The organism is Ensifer adhaerens, assembly GCF_020035535.1.
Lineage (GTDB): Bacteria > Pseudomonadota > Alphaproteobacteria > Rhizobiales > Rhizobiaceae > Ensifer.
In genome coordinates this window covers 1,471,004-1,487,435 of the sequence record NZ_CP083350.1, presented here as the reverse complement: position 1 = coordinate 1,487,435, position 16,432 = coordinate 1,471,004, and the positions used below count along the sequence as shown (strand labels likewise).

At 54.9% G+C, this 16,432-nt stretch carries 15 protein-coding genes and 2 pseudogenes; 2 read left to right on the top strand and 15 right to left on the bottom strand.

Translation table 11 applies throughout. The features are described 5' to 3' along the window. Nucleotides 1-332: 332 nt before the first annotated feature. The 6 genes from LAC81_RS27130 to LAC81_RS27105 form a co-directional block, all read right to left on the bottom strand. The gene (locus LAC81_RS27130; protein WP_223730219.1) at nt 333-1,091 is read right to left on the bottom strand and encodes a ThuA domain-containing protein; all 759 of its coding nucleotides are present in this window, start codon (nt 1,089-1,091) and stop codon (nt 333-335) included. Between the two features lie 63 nt (nt 1,092-1,154). Next, on the bottom strand, nt 1,155-2,282 hold the full coding sequence (locus LAC81_RS27125) for an ABC transporter ATP-binding protein (protein WP_223730218.1): 1,128 nt from the start codon (nt 2,280-2,282) through the stop codon (nt 1,155-1,157). Nucleotides 2,283-2,489: 207 nt separating this feature from the next. Next, a complete protein-coding gene (locus tag LAC81_RS27120) occupies nt 2,490-3,320 on the bottom strand; it encodes a carbohydrate ABC transporter permease (protein WP_223730217.1) in 831 nt (276 codons plus the stop codon). Further along, complete coding sequence (locus LAC81_RS27115) at nt 3,320-4,087, bottom strand: carbohydrate ABC transporter permease (RefSeq protein WP_223730216.1); 768 nt, start codon at nt 4,085-4,087, stop codon at nt 3,320-3,322. The genes LAC81_RS27120 and LAC81_RS27115 overlap by 1 nt, the downstream gene beginning before the upstream one ends. A gap of 210 nt (nt 4,088-4,297) precedes the next feature. Then, on the bottom strand, nt 4,298-5,599 hold the full coding sequence (locus tag LAC81_RS27110; protein ID WP_223730215.1) for an ABC transporter substrate-binding protein: 1,302 nt from the start codon (nt 5,597-5,599) through the stop codon (nt 4,298-4,300). A 47-nt stretch (nt 5,600-5,646) separates the two neighbouring features. Then, a complete protein-coding gene (locus LAC81_RS27105) occupies nt 5,647-6,699 on the bottom strand; it encodes an NAD(P)-dependent oxidoreductase (RefSeq protein ID WP_223730214.1) in 1,053 nt (350 codons plus the stop codon). Between the two features lie 244 nt (nt 6,700-6,943). On the opposite strand from LAC81_RS27105, the gene LAC81_RS27100 reads away from it, so the two are divergent. Beyond that, complete coding sequence (locus LAC81_RS27100) at nt 6,944-7,975, top strand: LacI family DNA-binding transcriptional regulator (protein WP_223730213.1); 1,032 nt, start codon at nt 6,944-6,946, stop codon at nt 7,973-7,975. A 223-nt stretch (nt 7,976-8,198) separates the two neighbouring features. On the opposite strand, the gene LAC81_RS27095 is transcribed toward LAC81_RS27100, so the two are convergent. Then, entirely contained in the window at nt 8,199-8,963 is a 765-nt protein-coding gene (locus tag LAC81_RS27095; RefSeq protein WP_223730212.1) for a LuxR C-terminal-related transcriptional regulator, read from the bottom strand. Between the two features lie 25 nt (nt 8,964-8,988). Between LAC81_RS27095 and LAC81_RS27090 the strand changes: the two genes are divergently transcribed. Beyond that, entirely contained in the window at nt 8,989-9,552 is a 564-nt protein-coding gene (locus LAC81_RS27090) for a recombinase family protein (RefSeq protein ID WP_223730211.1), read from the top strand. 28 nt (nt 9,553-9,580) lie between these two features. Here the strand turns inward: LAC81_RS27090 and LAC81_RS27085 are convergent, their stop codons facing one another. The 8 genes and pseudogenes from LAC81_RS27085 to LAC81_RS27050 form a co-directional block, all read right to left on the bottom strand. Continuing rightward, complete coding sequence (locus tag LAC81_RS27085; RefSeq protein ID WP_223730210.1) at nt 9,581-10,642, bottom strand: flagellin; 1,062 nt, start codon at nt 10,640-10,642, stop codon at nt 9,581-9,583. 317 nt (nt 10,643-10,959) lie between these two features. After that, nucleotides 10,960-11,721 (bottom strand): hypothetical protein, encoded by a 762-nt coding sequence (locus LAC81_RS27080; protein WP_223730209.1) that lies wholly within the window; start codon nt 11,719-11,721, stop codon nt 10,960-10,962. 360 nt (nt 11,722-12,081) lie between these two features. Then, nucleotides 12,082-12,222 (bottom strand): annotated as a pseudogene (locus LAC81_RS27075) (NAD(P)(+) transhydrogenase (Re/Si-specific) subunit beta); the annotation flags it as partial. 456 nt (nt 12,223-12,678) lie between these two features. Beyond that, complete coding sequence (locus tag LAC81_RS27070; protein WP_223730336.1) at nt 12,679-13,152, bottom strand: acyl-CoA thioesterase; 474 nt, start codon at nt 13,150-13,152, stop codon at nt 12,679-12,681. A gap of 503 nt (nt 13,153-13,655) precedes the next feature. Beyond that, on the bottom strand, nt 13,656-14,765 hold the full coding sequence (locus LAC81_RS27065) for an NADH:flavin oxidoreductase/NADH oxidase (RefSeq protein ID WP_223730207.1): 1,110 nt from the start codon (nt 14,763-14,765) through the stop codon (nt 13,656-13,658). A 674-nt stretch (nt 14,766-15,439) separates the two neighbouring features. Next, entirely contained in the window at nt 15,440-15,610 is a 171-nt protein-coding gene (locus LAC81_RS27060; protein WP_223730206.1) for a hypothetical protein, read from the bottom strand. Between the two features lie 167 nt (nt 15,611-15,777). After that, a pseudogene (locus LAC81_RS27055) lies at nt 15,778-15,942 on the bottom strand (branched-chain amino acid ABC transporter substrate-binding protein); the annotation flags it as partial. Nucleotides 15,943-16,066: 124 nt separating this feature from the next. Then, the gene (locus LAC81_RS27050; protein ID WP_223730205.1) at nt 16,067-16,369 is read right to left on the bottom strand and encodes a hypothetical protein; all 303 of its coding nucleotides are present in this window, start codon (nt 16,367-16,369) and stop codon (nt 16,067-16,069) included. Nucleotides 16,370-16,432: the final 63 nt, after the last annotated feature.

The window sequence follows — 16,432 nt, the reverse complement described above, 5'->3', positions numbered from 1 at the left end:
CTGCGAATTCTCGCCTTTCCGTGGGTAGTCCCGTTCGGATTTGGCCACCATGTTCCGAGTTCGCAAACGCGACAATATCGTCCTGGCTGACACCGTCAGCAACGCGACCGATCTTCCCAGCGAAAAGACCAAGTTCAAAAACCGTGTTGTCTCGAGGTGCAGACTGTTCTTTGCGGACAGCCTCGAACGGCTGTCTTCTATTCCAGTCAATACCACCAAGATTAAACCACGCATCGCGTTCTACCAGAACATCTCAGGAACAAGCCGACGAAGTCAATCGCAATTTTTGCGCGGACGCATTCTCATGGTTCGTAAGCCGAGGTTGATGGGGTCTATCCACCCTGCCCTTGAAACTCCAGGCGCTCCAACGCCAAGTCAACGGGCACATTTGGAGCCACGGTTATGTCGTCCCATGCCCTCAATGGGTTGTACGCCCACCTGACCGCGTTCTGAAGGACTCTTTGTACGTTGTGGCTGTGGTAGATTGGGTATGTTTCGTGCCCCGGTGAGAAGTAGAAGATTCGTCCGCCGCCGCGCTGATATGTGAGACCCGAGCGGAACACCTCACCACCTTGCAGCCACGAGATGAACACTGTCTCTAGCGGCTCAGGTACGCTGAAAGGCTCACCGTACATCTCAGTGTTGGTCAGCTCAAAATATCTGTCGAGTCCTTCGGCTATTGGATGGTTCGGGTTAATAACCCAGACCCGCTCGCGCTCTCCAGCCTCGCGCCATTGGAGGCTGCACGGCGATCCCATCAGTCGCTTGAAGATTTTAGAATAGTGTCCGGAGTGCAGTACAATGAGTCCCATGCCCTCCCAGACACGCTTCTGGACGCGTTCGACAATAATATCATCTACATCCTCGTGAGCCTTGTGGCCCCACCAGAGTAGTACATCGGTCTCCGCGAGCCTTTCCTCCGTCAACCCATGCTCTGGTTCCTGAAGAGTCGCGGTTTTCGGTCGAATTCTATGATCCTTTTCGAGAGCTGAAGCGATCACAGTGTGCATACCCTGTGGGTAAATTTCAGCAACGACTGGGTCGGTCTGCTCGTGGATGTTTTCACCCCAGACCAAGGCACGAATAGACATAGAAAATTCCCTCAAATCTAGATACTTACGGTTCACGATGGTCGCGAGACCAATCCCTTCCCACTATTGCAGAATATCGCCGGAGGAACCCGCGGAGGCCCTTTCCATTTCCTCAACGACACTCGGCCGTTTCATGGACCTGCCCTTTGCATCGAAAAGGTGGATGCGGTGATCTGGCGCGGTTAATCCAATCACATCACCCTTTGTAATTCGCACGCTTCCATCCACCTTCGCGATCAGGTTCCCCTCGTCGATGTAGACAAGCTGGAATTCTCCGAGTTGCTCAACAACCGACACTGTTCCTGCCAATAGGCCATCTCCCGCGGGCACGATTTCGAGGTCTTCCGGCCGGACCCCCAAGCTGAGTGGCGTCCCGGGAGATAGGTAAGGAAACTCGGACATGATCCTTGACGACCGCCTACCCGGCAATCCGATTCCCCCGTCGCCGCCGACGGTGCAAGGTAGGATGTTCATGGCGGGTGAACCGATAAACTCAGCCACGAACTGGTTTTCGGGCTGATGATAGAGTTGCATAGGCGTGCCTATTTGCTCGATCCGCCCTTGGTTGAGGATCACGATCCTGTCAGCCAGTGTCATCGCCTCGACCTGATCGTGGGTCACGTAGATCATGGTCGTTCGATCCATGCTTTCATGCAACTTTGCGATTTCTATGCGGGTGGCTACCCGCAACGCCGCATCAAGATTAGAGAGAGGTTCATCGAAGAGAAAGACCTTCGGGTCGCGGACGATAGCTCGCCCAATCGCTACGCGCTGGCGCTGGCCGCCCGAAAGCTGCTTGGGGAGACGATCCAAATATCGGTCGAGTTGCAGAACCTCAGCAACTTCACTCACCCGCCGATCGATGTCTGGCTTACTGACGCCCGCGAGCTTCATACTGAAACCCATGTTTTCGCGAACTGTCATATGTGGATACAATGCATAGGATTGAAACACCATGGCGATGCCGCGGTCGGATGGAGAGACGTCGTTCACGACGCCTCCATCAAACTCCAGCGTGCCCTCGGTGATCTCCTCCAGCCCAGCGATTATGCGAAGTAACGTTGATTTTCCGCAGCCGGATGGACCAACGAAAACCACGAACTCGCCGGTTGAAATATGAAGATTAATTCCGTGTAGAACCTCGTTATCGCCGTAAGATTTTCTTACGTTATTAAGCGTGAGCTCCGTCATTTCACCTTCCAAATTTAGTTCGTTCGTGTCTGGTGCTTGCTTGGCCTTGAACGCCCCGAAGCGGCACCCCAGGGACGCTCACCTCCTCGTCAAAGCGAGGTGAAGCATGTAATTCAGCGAGAAAGTGCCGCAATCTTCACAACTGAAGACGAGGGTTCGCCTCCCGGCCGCGGTTTTCAGGCTCAATTCGAAACTCGGCACCCATGCTCATTTCGAGAATCCTGCAGTCAATCCAGCCACGACGTATCGCTGCAAAAAAAGAAAGACGATAATCGGCACAAGCATGACGATTGTTGTACCGGCTAGCATCGCGGTCACATTGAATTGAAACTGCGCCTTGAACGTCGACAGGACCACCTGAACATTTGAGTTCTCCGGGGACGGCGCGAGTACAAGAGCGAAGAGAAACTCGTTCCAGATGTTTATGAAGACTACCACAGCGACTGTGACTAACGCGGGCCGCGAGAGTGGGAGGATGATATGGTACAAGAGTTGGAAATAGTTAGCTCCATCCACGCGCGCCGCTTCTTCCACTTCGGTAGGCAGCCGGACGAGATAGGCCCGAAGAATCAAGAACGCCAAGGGGAAGAACAGCGCCACGTAAAAGAGCGCCAAACCAACGCGACTATTGTAAAGACCGACTTTCAACATCAGGTAGTATTCAGGCACTATTAGGCCTACGATCGGTATAGAGAGGGTCAATCCAAACAGCGTGACAATCGCCTCCCGCCCCGGAAACTCCATCCTTGCAGTGGGATAAGCGGCCAGTAGCCCAACGAACAGTGCACCCAACGTCCCAACTACGGAATAGAGCAGCGTATTCACCAGTGCGTTTACGAGGTTCGCATCACTCAAAAGATCCCGATAGCCGTCGAAGTTGATACTCCTCGGGATGACCTGCCCCGAATAGATTTCGGGGGGCGTGGAGAATGACGAGACGATCACCCACACGCCTGGTGCAAGTGCCAAGACTGTCATGATTGACAATACCGAGTAAATGAAAATTCTGCCGATGCGTCCAAGATCAGTATTAGTCATCACATTTCACTCTGATGGAGACGGAATAAGCGGCGTACGCTCACGATAATCATGATGCCCAGTATAACAGTCACTGTACCGATCGCGTTGGCGTAACCCCAGCGGTCGGCGACGTACTGACTGTAGCCATATGTCCCCAGGCTCGTTGTTTGGTCGGCAGGACCACCTTTGGTCATGATGTAAATTACATCGAAGAGTTTGATGGTTCCGAGCAGGGTGAGCAGCAGGCATGTTCCGATGATATGGCGAAGCAAGGGAAGCGTAATCTTCAACTCGCGCTGTAGCCACGTGGCCCCGTCGATACTCGCGGCCTCGTAGAGATCTTTCGGAATTTGATCGATCTCGGTAGCCACTAGGATCATTACAAAACCGAACACAAATACATAGGTGGCGACCACCGCAGGCAAGGCGGTATCAAAGTCGAAGAGCCAGTCACGATGATTGAACAGGCCGAACCAACCAAGGACAGTATTCAACAGCCCGTACTCGGGATTATAGAAGATGGAAAAGGTCAGCGCGAATGCCGGGCCTGAAATGACCACTGGGATAAAGAGCGCCGCGCGGTAAAATTGCCAACCGCGCAGTTTCTGGGAAATGAGAATACCCGCGAGCACACCAAAGGGCACCTGAAGGAAAACGGTACCCGCGCAGTAAAGCAGTGTATTTGTAAACGCTTTCCAGAAGGTAATGTCCCGCGCTAGTTCGACAAAGTTTCCGGTGCCGATCCAACTGAACTCCCTGAAGTTCCACGACATCGCAGATGTCACGATTAGTGTCACCAATGGGACAACATAGAATACGCAGAAGAGAATGAGAGCTGGCGCTAGCGAGATCGCAATTCCAAGTCCCATTCCCGGTGGTGAGACTGGAAAGTTTCTCCGCGCCCGCGTTCCTCTATCGTGATTTGCCGTCGAAATTATCGTCACGCTACTAACTCCGATTCTAGAAGCTGGGCGGCGAGCCGCCCGGCTGCCAAACTATTTTCGCGTAATCGACTGCGAGAGGCGCTCAAGGAACGCTGTCGTTGTCATTCGATCTTGAACATATGCCGGCCAATTGTTGGTCCAAGCTTCAGGAAAGCTGGCCGGCGTCAGAAACTGGGGATACGGATATATGTGAGCAGCGTTTTCGGATTGCTTGAAAACCGGTAGATAAATGGGATCGAGGACCTGCACTAATTCGCTATCGCTGAGATCAAGCTTGCGAGCCCAGGCACCCCCCACATTCTTGTATTTCGTGACCTGCTGCTCCTTGCTGGTCATAAATTTCATGAAGGCAGTAACCGCTTCAACTGTCTCCGGCGTCCTAGCCCCGGATGCCCAGGAGCCGGTGCCCGCCACCACCACAAGGCCGTCTCCGGGAAACGCCGAGTACCCGACCTTGTCGTATAGCCCCGACACAGCGTTCTTGCCCTTAATTCCTGAGGAAATTTCCCAAGGGCCATTAGCCAGCATTGCGGCGCGACCGGTGACAAATTGATTGTCAGCCGAGAAGAAGTCACCCGAAAAGGCATCCGCGTTGACGTAGCCGTCTGTATGAAGCTTCTTGAGCCTTTCTGTACCCTCGATGACTACCGGATTGGTCGAAAAATCACCTTTCAGGATACCAAACTTGAGGAATTCCGATCCCGTGGGCTGCGTGCCGATAAGGTTCGCCCACCAAAGAAGGGTAACCCACTGTCCGTCCATCGCAATGGGGGTGACCCCTGCTTCCTTCAGTTTGGCGCAGGCGGTAAGTAATTCCTCCCAGGTTGCCGGATAAGCTTGCAGACCCGCTTTAGCGAATAGTTCCCTGTTCCAAAACATCCCAATCGCATCACGGAACGACGGAATGCCCCATTTGTGACCTTCGCCGTCTGAAAGACTCAGGAATGCGTCGGGATAGAAGCTTTCTCGCCAAACGGGATCCGAATTCAAGATTTCGGACCATTCAACCACCCGCCCACTCTTCGCAATATCGGCGATCACGTAGCCGCTTGTCCAGAAGAGGTCTGGCAAGCTGTCACTGGATGCAGACCTCTTGAAATAAGGAATGGCCTGCTGCATGTCGTTGATACCGGCAAATGGCACCTCCTCGATGCGGTATTTGCCTTTGAAGGCCGCGTTGAACGCCTCCTTCATACGATGGGCTTCCGCGATGAAGATGTCCGTCTTAGAATCTTCACAGCCCGTGCAAGTGATCACGACCTCTTCGGCGCGAGCGAATGCAGGCACCGAGAGATTGGATAGGCAAAACAACGTCGCTGCAGCAACACTCCTCGTTAGATAACTCACGCTCATCTACTCCTCCCAACTGTTGGATAATTCCACGGCAAGTGATTTGCCGGTCATCGTTTCGCGGCCATTTCCTCGATACGTTTTGAAGATTGCACCCCAGCGAGCAGGCCGACTCGATCCGGGGTAGCGCGCTGGAGGTCTACCGGTTGCCCACCGGCCACGATCCTTCCCAAGTCCTCGACGATCATTCGACCGATTAGCTGGCGCCCTCCCTGAACGGCCGCAGCGCGATGTGGAGAGAGGATGACGTTCGGGTTCTGCCTAACCGCATGGTCGTGCCGCAGTGGCTCTTCTGGGAACACATCAATAGCTGCTCGTATGCGGCCACTCGATGCTGCCAGACAGAGCGCATCAAAGTCGACCAAATGAGCGCGACTGATCAAGACGACCAACGTACCATCTGGGAGAGCGGCAATTGCGTCTCGCCCGAGAATCCCCCTATTTTCGACAGTCGGAGCGGCCGTGACGAACAGAAGCCGACCGGACCGGATCAGTTGATCGAAGCTAACTAGGCGAACTCCCGACTCTAATGCGACCTCATGATTTACCCAAGGATCGTATGCGAGAAACTCCGGCTGAAATGGCAGACAAAGCCTTGCGATCTCTCGGGCAATTGAGCCAAACCCAAGAAACCCGATCTTTGCCCCATAGAGCGTAAAGTCGGTAGCCGTATTGTCGCTCAGCCAGTGCTCGCCCCCTGCCCGAAAGGCCTCATGCTCGGAGACAAGACCGCGCGCGCCACTGAGCGCCATTGTCAGGCCCATTTCAGCGACAGAGGCACGGAAGCCGGGCGCGCAACAAAGGACGTCGATCCCGCGACCAAAGCAAGTATGATAATCGATTGAGTCTGGAAATGCTCCCGCGACCTCAAAAATCGCCCTCAGTCTTCCAGCCCTCTCGAGAGCCAACGTATCAAGTCGCGGAACGGCTGAGATGATGAAATTCGCTGTTGGCAACGCCGCAGCGAATAATTCAGGCGGCATGGGTTCGTCCTTGCCCCAGACAATATCGTACGTATCATGAAGACGACGGAGATCTGGGTCTGAGAAAAGTTCAGAAAGCTGCCGCCAACTAGGATCCAGAATTATGACAGGCTTACTCATAAGTTCCCCTCCTCCCGCTGAATTCACGGTTCAGGAATTGCCATGAAGTCGATCGTGTTCGACGCCACCTAGATCGGCTCTTGAATCGCGATTTGAGCTCACTCCTAAGCTCACGCGCAGCAAGGATCCTCCCGATCACCCGCCCGCTGTAACCGTTTCCACTATTGCTGTAAACGGTTACAGTCCAATTGTAAACGGTTTCTTTTTGCTTCCATGCGAGGTCGATATGACTTAAATGTGGGGCATGCTGAAAAATGAATTGACGTCAAAAAGATCAACCATCCGAGATGTCGCAAAAGCGGCAGGGATGTCGATCGCCTCCGTATCAAGAGCGCTGAAGGACCCCTCTACCGTACGCCCTGATACACGGGCCAAGGTGCTGACCGCCGCCAATGAACTTGGGTTTCAGGTCAATCGCTTGGCCGTGGATTTCCGTACGGGACGCACCCACACACTCATGGTCCTTGTTCCGAACATAGCAAACCCGTTCTATTCCGAATTCTTCAAAGGTATTGAGGAAGCGGCACGATTAGCCAACTACCTTGTGCTCATTGCCGACACCGCAAGCGACGCATTCAGAGAGGCCGACTACTTCAGCATGCTGACATCGGGCAAGTGCGATGGCCTCATAGCTCATATCGGCCGCTTTCCTGAAAATGTTCTCGAATTGTTTGCGGGCGAATCTGCAGGGCGTTTCCCCATTGTATCTTGCAACCGCGATGCTGGCGTAGAAATCCCGACAGTGGGAATCGACAACTATGGCGCGGGCCGACAAGCCGCGCTTCACTTACTCGCTCTTGGCCATCGTCGTTTCGGCCAGATCGTCGGCCCAATGGAATACGAAGAATGTAAGGCAAAGCACGCTGGCTTCGTCGATACACTTCTCGAAGCGGGCATCTCACACGCCGAAGAGTGCCAAGCGCCAGGAGATCTAACGATTGCATCAGGCCGCGCCGCAGCGAGAAAACTATTCGGCCTGCATACGCCACCTAGTGCACTCTTTATCCATAGTGACGAAATGGCTCTTGGAGCCATCCAGGAATTGCGCTCGTGCGGCATCAATGTCCCTTCAGACGTCTCAGTGGTCAGCTTCGACGATGTAAATTTTGCGAGTGCAGTTGCGCCGGCCTTGACAACGATCCGAGTGCCACGCAGGGAGTGGGGAGCGGCCGCCTGCAGACTGCTTCTCGCTCACATGGAAGGCAAGGAGGCGCCAGAAGCCCGGACGCTGACTGCAGATCTCGTTGTCAGGGAGAGTACCGCAGCACCATCGTAATCGAGCCTCCCGTTTACCGGCCCATTCCGTGTCGGAACCTCGGCTAACCAATATCATCAGGCCCGCGGAGGAGGCTCATACCCGCGCCACCCTGGTATGGGTCCGGCGCTGTCTACGACGCTACCGCCTCGCTACGGATGGCCGCCTTCTTGCCGCACCACTTCCTGGGATGTGATCGCGTGTTCACAGGACACCCAGAAGATTTTCGATGCATTGGCTACTTTCAGAGGTCCTGTGCTAACCGAGCAACCGGTAGGCCCGACAACTCGCTTGCAATAGATAACGCAACAAGATGAGGCAGGTTGTAGGCGCCCATACTAGCTTTCAGCTTTTCAAAGCGATGTTCGACCGTTCGATGCGACATTCCCACTCGATGGGCGATTTCCTTTGTGGCATGCCCTTCCAGCAGCATCTGTAGCAAGTTGCGATCAACGTTATCAACGGGTGGAATGGAATTGGCTAAGGGTAGCAGGAAACCTATCTCGACATAGCCAACGCACCAACCAGCGGTTTGCTGCGTCCTGTGCGGCAATAGAAGCCATTCCGATGCAATCTGTAATCCGTCTGCAACGAGCAACCGCCTCGCCGCCGTAGGCCGTTGCTGCCGTTGCGCATCTCGACAGGCCGGTATCAGCTCTTGTTGCATGAATTCCTTGCCCGGAAATCCGAAGTTGCTGTTGACCTTATAGGGGCCGACTATCTCCAGATCGGAGTCATTTCGGAGTACGCATACCAAGGAATTGTCGGGACGATATTGTGTTACCGCGTTGAAGACGCTCTGCGCGGTCGTTCCTCCATCGACAATCCACGCATCGAGCAGCTTTTGAAAGCTTGACCGTTTCCGCTCCCTCACGAGAATGACTTTCTCGGCGAAAACGACCGTTTTTGTCATTCGCAAGGCATTACCTTTGTCGAAAGCAAATTTCCTTGCCACGCTTGTTTCATGATCAGCCTGCAGCCGAGCGGCGGATACGGTGGTTTTTGTCAACGGCGGACGTTTGCAAGGAATTCAGATGAAAATCGGATACGCCCGAGTGTCAACTCTCGATCAGCACCTCGATCTTCAAATAAGCGCGTTGAAAGCGGCTGGTTGCGAACGGGTGTTCCACGATCATGTTTCAGGAACTCAACGCAACCGTCCCGGCCTTTCTGCTGCACTCCGCATGGCCAAGCGCGGTGATACGCTCGTGGTGTGGAAGATGGATCGCATTGGGCGGTCACTGGTTCACATGGTGAGCCTCATTAATCGGCTGAGTGTCCGTGGCGTTCGATTCTCATCGTTGACTGAGGCATTGGATACCTCTTCGCCGACAGGTCTCCTTATCATGCACGTCTTGGGAGCATTCGCCGAATTCGAGAAGTCATTGATCCAAGAGCGCACTCGCGCTGGGCTCGCGGCTGCCCGGGAAAAGGGTCAACGCTTGGGTCGACGTCCTTCTCTTACCGAGGAGCAACGCGCTGAAATCAAAGAAATTGTGGCCGCGGGATTGGAAGTCCCAGGGGAACTAGCCAAACGCTTTGCTGTTCATCCTCGCACCATCCGGCGATATCTCGCTCAGAATGTCCGCGGATCGTAATCCGGGGTCACACTACTGGCCCTTGCCCCTAGCGGAATAAAGACAGGATCGTCTGCGGCGCGTTGTTCGCGAGATTCAGGGCCTGAACCGACAACTGTTGCTGCGTCTCCAGGGCCTTCAGCCTAATCGATACCTCATTCATGTCGGCATCGACAAGACGTCCTATCCCTTTCGCTAGGGTATCCATCAAACCTTTATTGAAAGCATCCTGAAGCGCCATCCTCTTCTGAGCCGCTCCGACAACGGACATGCCGTCCGTAACAGCTTGGATTCGCTCGTCCATTTGGCCGATCAGGTGCCCGTAATAATAGTCGCGGTCCAAGTTTTCAAAAGCTATCCTGACCTCAGAATTGCGCAAGGTATAGATATTTTCATTCCTCTTCACTTCCCCTCCCGCATCGACGTAGGTCAGAGGAAAGATAATATTGGCACTCCAAAGGAAACCATCGAGGTACCCTATGTTTTCCGCACCAACGTGATTCCACATGTTGTCGTTCGTCCGGTTGTAGTTAACCATTACAACGTCTTTGGCATTTAACGACAGGGTCTGGATTTGACCATTGGCATAGCCAATCGTGAAATCTGTCTTCGCCCCCGGAAGGACTGGCTCGCTTTTTTCATTTTTTAGCAGATTGACGCCAGAGAAGCTCGCAGACTCGACAATCGAATTGATCTGCTTCCAGTGCTGGTAAATTTCGGCATCGACTTTGGCTACCTGAGTATTGTCGTAGACCGCGTCGGGCTGGAAGTCGGTCCAATTGGAAAATCCGTCAGTTTTGGCCAATGGCAGGGCTTTAGCCGTGATAATCAGGTTACGGATGGTAGTCATCTCTTCCCTGATGTTGTCCATACCTGCGTACGTGACATCAAGAATTGCGCTTCCAAGACCGATGCTATCGGCAACGGCGCTCATGGCGGCCCTATCGGACCTCATCGTGGTGGCAATCGACCAGTAAGCGGCATTATCTGCAGCCGTCGCTACGCGCATACCGGAAGAAATCTGCTGCTGTGTTCTGTCGAGACTACCGCTGATCGACCGGAGAGTCGCGAGGGCAGCCATTGCGCCGTGGTTTGTATGTATGCTCGTCATGAAATGTCGCCGAATATGAAAGATTGTGGAGGCGGCGTCATCATGAGCCGAAATGCCAGCGTCGTGCTGATGGGTCATTTTTTGGCGATGATGGGTTAATGGGAAGGCGACAACCGGAGGGGGAAACTACCCTCTTGTCGTACAAAGCGTGCTTCCGCATTTTGGAGCCTTCAGACGAACGGTCGCCGGTCCGCCCAATCGCCAGACCCCTGGCAGCAACTTGGCCAAACCGTTCGCTGAAGGCAAAGAAGGGGATATTTTTCGGATAGGGCCGCGCCGCTATGCAACGCGGCCTTCTTTACACATGTAACCTACCGTTACACGGGTTGCTTTACCCCGCTCCAGAATGGTTCCAGGAAGATGTCGATGGGCGTTGCTCCGCAGCCTGTGCAATGCCAGAGATTCATTGCCATCGTGCGGCCATCATGTACGCCGTCACAATGCAAGCAGTACCATTTGTCAGCCAAGCCCCGATCGAGGGGGTGACGCGCTCGACCTTGCTTGTCGGGCATAGTCGAGCGCCGCGGCCAGTCCGAGGCCACCTCCATGTGCATTCTGCGTGCACGGATCGTCAGAAGTTGGGTGGCACACTCAATGAACGCGGGATCAAGTACTGCAACAGACTTGACGCGCCCTTCCAGCCGCCGAAGCTCCGGCTTTGCTGAAGGCGGCTGGTCAAGGAGGATCTCCCAACCTTGCGAACCAAAGGCAACGCTGAACTCGTCGCCGACCAGGTAGAATTTATGACCATCAAGTTCGCCATGAAGTTCATCGGCTTCCATGGGCTTTACGCCTACGGGAAGCCAATGTGTGAAGACCAGCCGGTCATCGAACGCGCTTAGCTCTTCGGTTTGATCAGCGCCGGAGGTGCCCACAATGACTGAAAGTAAGTTTTGCAGTTGCTCTATTTGCCTGGGATCAGGCCGCCAGCCCTGTTTGTAGGCTTCGGCGAGTCCGCGCCAGTTAGCTTTGCCCACTTCACGGGCAACCAATTCCAAAGCATCAATATGCTGGAGGCACCGCAACCGAGCGAGTTTCTTGGCGAGGGATTTTAGGGTCGTGAGAGTATCAGTGGCCATGACGATCCATTCCTTGTTGTAGCGAATCCAACCGGGTGCCCACTGCCGACCGGACCCGTCCGAAGGAACGGTGTCAGTCTTGATCACAAAATACGCATTGCCTCGGCTTCGCGTGATGGGCACACCGGCCTACGCGTCAGGCCAGCTGCATCCTGCCGCGACAGCGGTCCGGCGTCAATGCGCATTCCTCGTCGCCGCAATTGGCGGCCGCGGAAGCTCGGCGCTTGGCCGTAGCAACAATGGACCGACGAGATACCTAACGCGTTCTATCGCTGCCGCCAAATAACTCCGGGAGTTAGTTGACCGCCAGTTCGAAAGTTTCGCTCATCAGCAAGCCTCTTGATCCCGCAACACAAGCGCTCAAGCTATCATAGGCAGCAGCGCGCCCGATTTCTTGGCGTCGCCGTAGAAGATGCGGGTGTTGTCCTTGTAGAACAGCGGGTTCTCGATGCCGGAGTAGCCGGTTCCCTGGCCACGCTTGGAGACGAACACCTGTTTGGCGGTCCGCCTTCAGGCGTCCGGGTCTCGCACGCTCGTCGGGAGCAAAAGTCTCATCCCCGACGACCTGCTCGTGCGGTGCAGTACGGCAATGCGCTAGCCGCTTTGTACGATCTCCTCGCCATATCAGGCAACGCGCAAAAAATGATACGTGAGGACGTTGGCCGGAAATCATCCGCGCCCGGACGACTCCACCACCCCACGCACGGTCACGCCCCCGCCACAACCGTCTTTTCAGTGAAAGGTCTTAAACGCCATCAGAGCTACAATGGAAACTTCTTCCGTGACGCTCATCGTTGCATTGCCGCAAAAGAATTGTTTTAGCACAAGGAGCATTTGTTCCCGGGCATCGTTTCGAAGCAAGTGGAATTCTTGCTTCAATCACGCATAATAATTATCAACTGCTAATTATTAAGCTCAGGTGACTCCTGTCAACGGTGCTTGCCTGCATTGGAACGGTCAGGGGATGGTCGTGTCACGGCCGGTCGAGGCAACCGACTCCAGCCGTTCCGCGAATTCACGGCGCAATGTCCTCCGAAGGGCTGCGGCATTGTATCGCTTGATGGCAAGCTCGCCGGTTGGCTGGAACGAAGGGACAGAAACAGGGAGTCCCACACCGTCGACCGCCACCATCGTGAAATAACAGGAATTGGTGTGTCGCCGATGGCCGGTTCTGATATTTTCGGCTTCGACACGTATACCAACCTCCATGGAAGTTCGTCCTGTATGATTGACCGACGCTCGAAACGTTACCAGTTCACCAACGTTGATCGACTCTTTGAACATGACTTGATCAACAGAAAGCGTGACCGCGTACTGCTTTGAATAGCGTGAGGCGCAGGCAAAGGCGACGCGGTCAAGGAGATTTAGAAGCGCTCCTCCGTGCACCTTACCGCTGAAATTTGCCATGTCTGGCGTCATTAGGACCGTCATTTCCAATTGGCGCGGGTCTGGCTCAATCAGTGACACGTGAAATCCCCTTCATTTTTGGCTGTACGATTTAGCCAGGCCGAAATGCATAGAGCGACCTGACGCATTGGTGTTAGCGCTTACCGGCGTCGGCACGATAGCGACAGCCACCACAAGCACCTACGCCCACCATCAAGCCTGCAATCAACGAAGACAGGATGAACTGCGCATTGTTTGATCAAGACTAGTGACTAAACCCGGCCGAGGTCTCGAGTGATGCGGCGAGGCCGAATTGAGATTATCCGCCGGCGATAGGGCAGGATAGGCCGCACGGCGAAGATGCCCTGTTGATGATACGCTCGCTTTTTGGGGAGGGCGAAAACCTTGTCGCGTCGATAACAACTGTAGCCGAGCTCCAGAGCTTTCGCCCCTGCGACGAAACTGACAAGTCAGGAATTCAAGCATGTAGGCCGAAAACGTTCTGCGGGAGTCCGTAGCTCGGATCACGTTGCCCGCTCGGCAACAGTCTACGCAACGGGCTCGAACAGATCGCGATACTGCCGGGGCTGGGATCGCAGATATTGGCCCGGAGCACGGATTTTCTCGCCAAAATGCGCGGCCGCGTGCCACGGCCAGCGGGGATCGTAAAGGATTGCACGAGCGAGCGCGATGAGGTCGGCATCGCCCGTGCTCAGTATTGCCTCCGCCTGCTCGAATTCCGTGATGAGCCCTACAGCTACTACAGGTATGTCTATTTCCGATTTGATAGCGCGTGCGAAGGGGACCTGGTAACTCGGTCCTATTGCAATCTGCTGATGATCAACTAGCCCACCCGTGGAAACGTGGATAGCTGAGCATCCGCGCGCTTCGAGTGCCTTACTGAACGCGATCGATTGTTCGACATCCCAGCCACCTGCTGCCCAATCAGTCGCCGAGATCCGCATTGTGACTGGACGATTAGCCGGAAATGCTTCGCGTACCGTTTCAAATACCTCCAAAGGAAATCGCATCCGGTTTTCCAGGGAGCCGCCGTACGCGTCACTGCGGTGATTTGAAAGTGGCGACAGAAACTGATGTAGCAGATAGCCGTGAGCGCCGTGAATCTGTATAGCGTCAAGGCCAAGAGCAGCCGCACGCTTGGCGGAATCACCGAACGCCGCGCGTATGCCCAAAAGATCCGATCGGTCGAGTTCTCGCGGAAGGGCGTACTGAGCTCGAAGCGGTACCGGACTGGGAGCCACAGTCTGCCATCCACCTTCTTGATCCTCGGCAATTTGCTCCCCTCCTTTCCATGGGACCTCGGAGGAAGCCTTCCGCCCAGCATGTCCTAGCTGTATGGCAATCGGCGTTTCCGACCACCTGCGAATTCCGGACAAAACCCGATCCATCGCTCGCTGCGCGTCATCTGAGTAAAGGCCGACATCGCCGTATGAGATGCGACCTTCGGGAGATACGGCAGTGGCTTCGATTGTCACCACTGCAGCCCCGGAAAGTGCAAGATTGCCCAAGTGCATGAGGTGCCAGTCGTTCATCTCTCCATCCACGGCCGAGTACTGGCACATTGGTGCGACGACAATACGGTTTTGCAGCTCGAGCGACCCTAGTGTTAGCGGTGAAAAAAGTTTGGTTCTGGCCATTTGTCCTCCTGCGTCGGCTGATCCGACACCGTCAGCTTTCAATTGCATTCTGTGAATTGCATGAACGTCGTCTCGTCACTGTCCTGTGAGCGCCGTCATGGGAAGGTAATCAATTATTTTATCAGTCGATAAATATCTTAGCCGATCGGCCGTTGTCAATGAGTTGCGTTGGAAAAGGGGGAACACTCGTCCACTTGGTTCACACACGAAAAGGCCGCGTCGTCTGGCCGATACCGCTTAGTATCGCTTGCCTTTCTCCAACACCGAGAGGTGAGCGAGTAGCGACGACAGCCAGGAAAGGTACAGCGTCATGGATGATCGCTCCGCCCTTCGGACCGCACCGCCGATGACCAGTGCGTGACCATATCTGCTGCTCGCTACCAGAGAGAAGCCCAGCATGGTGGTTTTTGCGTTCGCGGAGACGATGAAACAAGTCGAATATGTCGGAAACATTCCAGTGGATACGATTTCCAGGCGCATTGTGCATGTGCGCAACTCTCAAGTTCTCCGTAACCGTGAGGGAGACCTGACGTCGGGCAATGTGGCCTAGATGCACCCGCTTTAAGGTGCCCGTACGATCGATGCCAGGATCCGCGCACTACAAACCCTGTTCTCGCAGGAAGAGCGCCCATAGCGCTTGGCGGGCTTGCTATCAGAACGAGCGGAACCCCCGCTCATTCGCGCCAACCTGATTGCCGCAAACGCTTGCAATTTGCCGGTGAAGAGGTCGCGACGGCAAGGCGCAAGCTCAGATCGCCGCCGTCCGCAATCGGGCGCTGACTGAAGAGATTGCTGCCCCGCGCGTCCGAACGGTCCAGCAACGAAGAAATCCAGTCGATCGACATGTGAATTATATTTTCCTCCGAATGGACCTCACGAGTCATAATGCGGAGTCCAGACAAAGCGCGATGTCGCCGGCCCTTCCACGCGGCCGGCGGTCTTCCAAAGCCCGGCGAATTTTTGCCGGGCTAATGGTTACTGACGCACTACCGCGCGTTCGAACAGCGTTCAGCTACTTATTCTGGAAGCAGTTGTACTTGCCGTCCTCACCCTTCTTCCAGGGATACATGACGTAGTCCAGACACGTGATGTCGCGCTTTTCGTCAGAGCCGAGTTCGCCGGTTGCGGTCGGGAACGGACCCTTTGCCTTAATGACGGCGACTGCCTGCGGATGGTTGAGTCGAAGTGCTTGATGTTTGGTGGAATTCCTCCACCGTCGGCACCTCCCTCTGGGACGACCCCGTAATGGACATCCCGGTATTGACGTGTGCGGCTTTGTTCCGGGGCCAGTAGATCGGCGACTACTGCCCCAGCCACCGGTATTCGGCGATCGAAGCTTTGCCAGACTTCTTGTCGTAGAGACAAACCACATTGACCATCTTCTTCGTCTTAGGGCTCTTTTCGCGGAGCAGCACTGCGATCTTCCCGGTGACGTCATCGAAGACGACTGGCGCGGTGGCTTCGGGGGACACCATGCGAGACTGGCCGATGCAGGTTCCGTTCGCCTTCGCGAAGAGGGCATTCCAAGCTGCATCGCTTGAGGCATTGGCCAGCGGCGCGAAGGAAAGCAGGCCAACGGCTGCGGTAAGGGTGGTTTTCAGCATCGGGAAAGTCCTTAGGTTTTTCGAATCGGGCCGGACGTCGGCCCCACGTTGTTCGCGGCAAAC

Bases quoted from the DNA above. Each gene is read 5' to 3' on its own strand.
- LAC81_RS27105 (WP_223730214.1), bottom strand. From the start codon at position 6,699: ATGAGTAAGCCTGTCATAATTCTGGATCCTAGTTGGCGGCAGCTTTCT.
- LAC81_RS27110 (WP_223730215.1), bottom strand. From the start codon at position 5,599: ATGAGCGTGAGTTATCTAACGAGGAGTGTTGCTGCAGCGACGTTGTTT.
- LAC81_RS27125 (WP_223730218.1), bottom strand. From the start codon at position 2,282: ATGACGGAGCTCACGCTTAATAACGTAAGAAAATCTTACGGCGATAAC.
- LAC81_RS27130 (WP_223730219.1), bottom strand. From the start codon at position 1,091: ATGTCTATTCGTGCCTTGGTCTGGGGTGAAAACATCCACGAGCAGACC.
- LAC81_RS27050 (WP_223730205.1), bottom strand. From the start codon at position 16,369: ATGCTGAAAACCACCCTTACCGCAGCCGTTGGCCTGCTTTCCTTCGCG.
- LAC81_RS27080 (WP_223730209.1), bottom strand. From the start codon at position 11,721: ATGGCCACTGATACTCTCACGACCCTAAAATCCCTCGCCAAGAAACTC.
- LAC81_RS27070 (WP_223730336.1), bottom strand. From the start codon at position 13,152: ATGACGGTCCTAATGACGCCAGACATGGCAAATTTCAGCGGTAAGGTG.
- LAC81_RS27100 (WP_223730213.1), top strand. From the start codon at position 6,944: ATGCTGAAAAATGAATTGACGTCAAAAAGATCAACCATCCGAGATGTC.
- LAC81_RS27060 (WP_223730206.1), bottom strand. From the start codon at position 15,610: ATGTCGATCGACTGGATTTCTTCGTTGCTGGACCGTTCGGACGCGCGG.
- LAC81_RS27090 (WP_223730211.1), top strand. From the start codon at position 8,989: ATGAAAATCGGATACGCCCGAGTGTCAACTCTCGATCAGCACCTCGAT.
- LAC81_RS27085 (WP_223730210.1), bottom strand. From the start codon at position 10,642: ATGACGAGCATACATACAAACCACGGCGCAATGGCTGCCCTCGCGACT.
- LAC81_RS27065 (WP_223730207.1), bottom strand. From the start codon at position 14,765: ATGGCCAGAACCAAACTTTTTTCACCGCTAACACTAGGGTCGCTCGAG.
- LAC81_RS27120 (WP_223730217.1), bottom strand. From the start codon at position 3,320: ATGACTAATACTGATCTTGGACGCATCGGCAGAATTTTCATTTACTCG.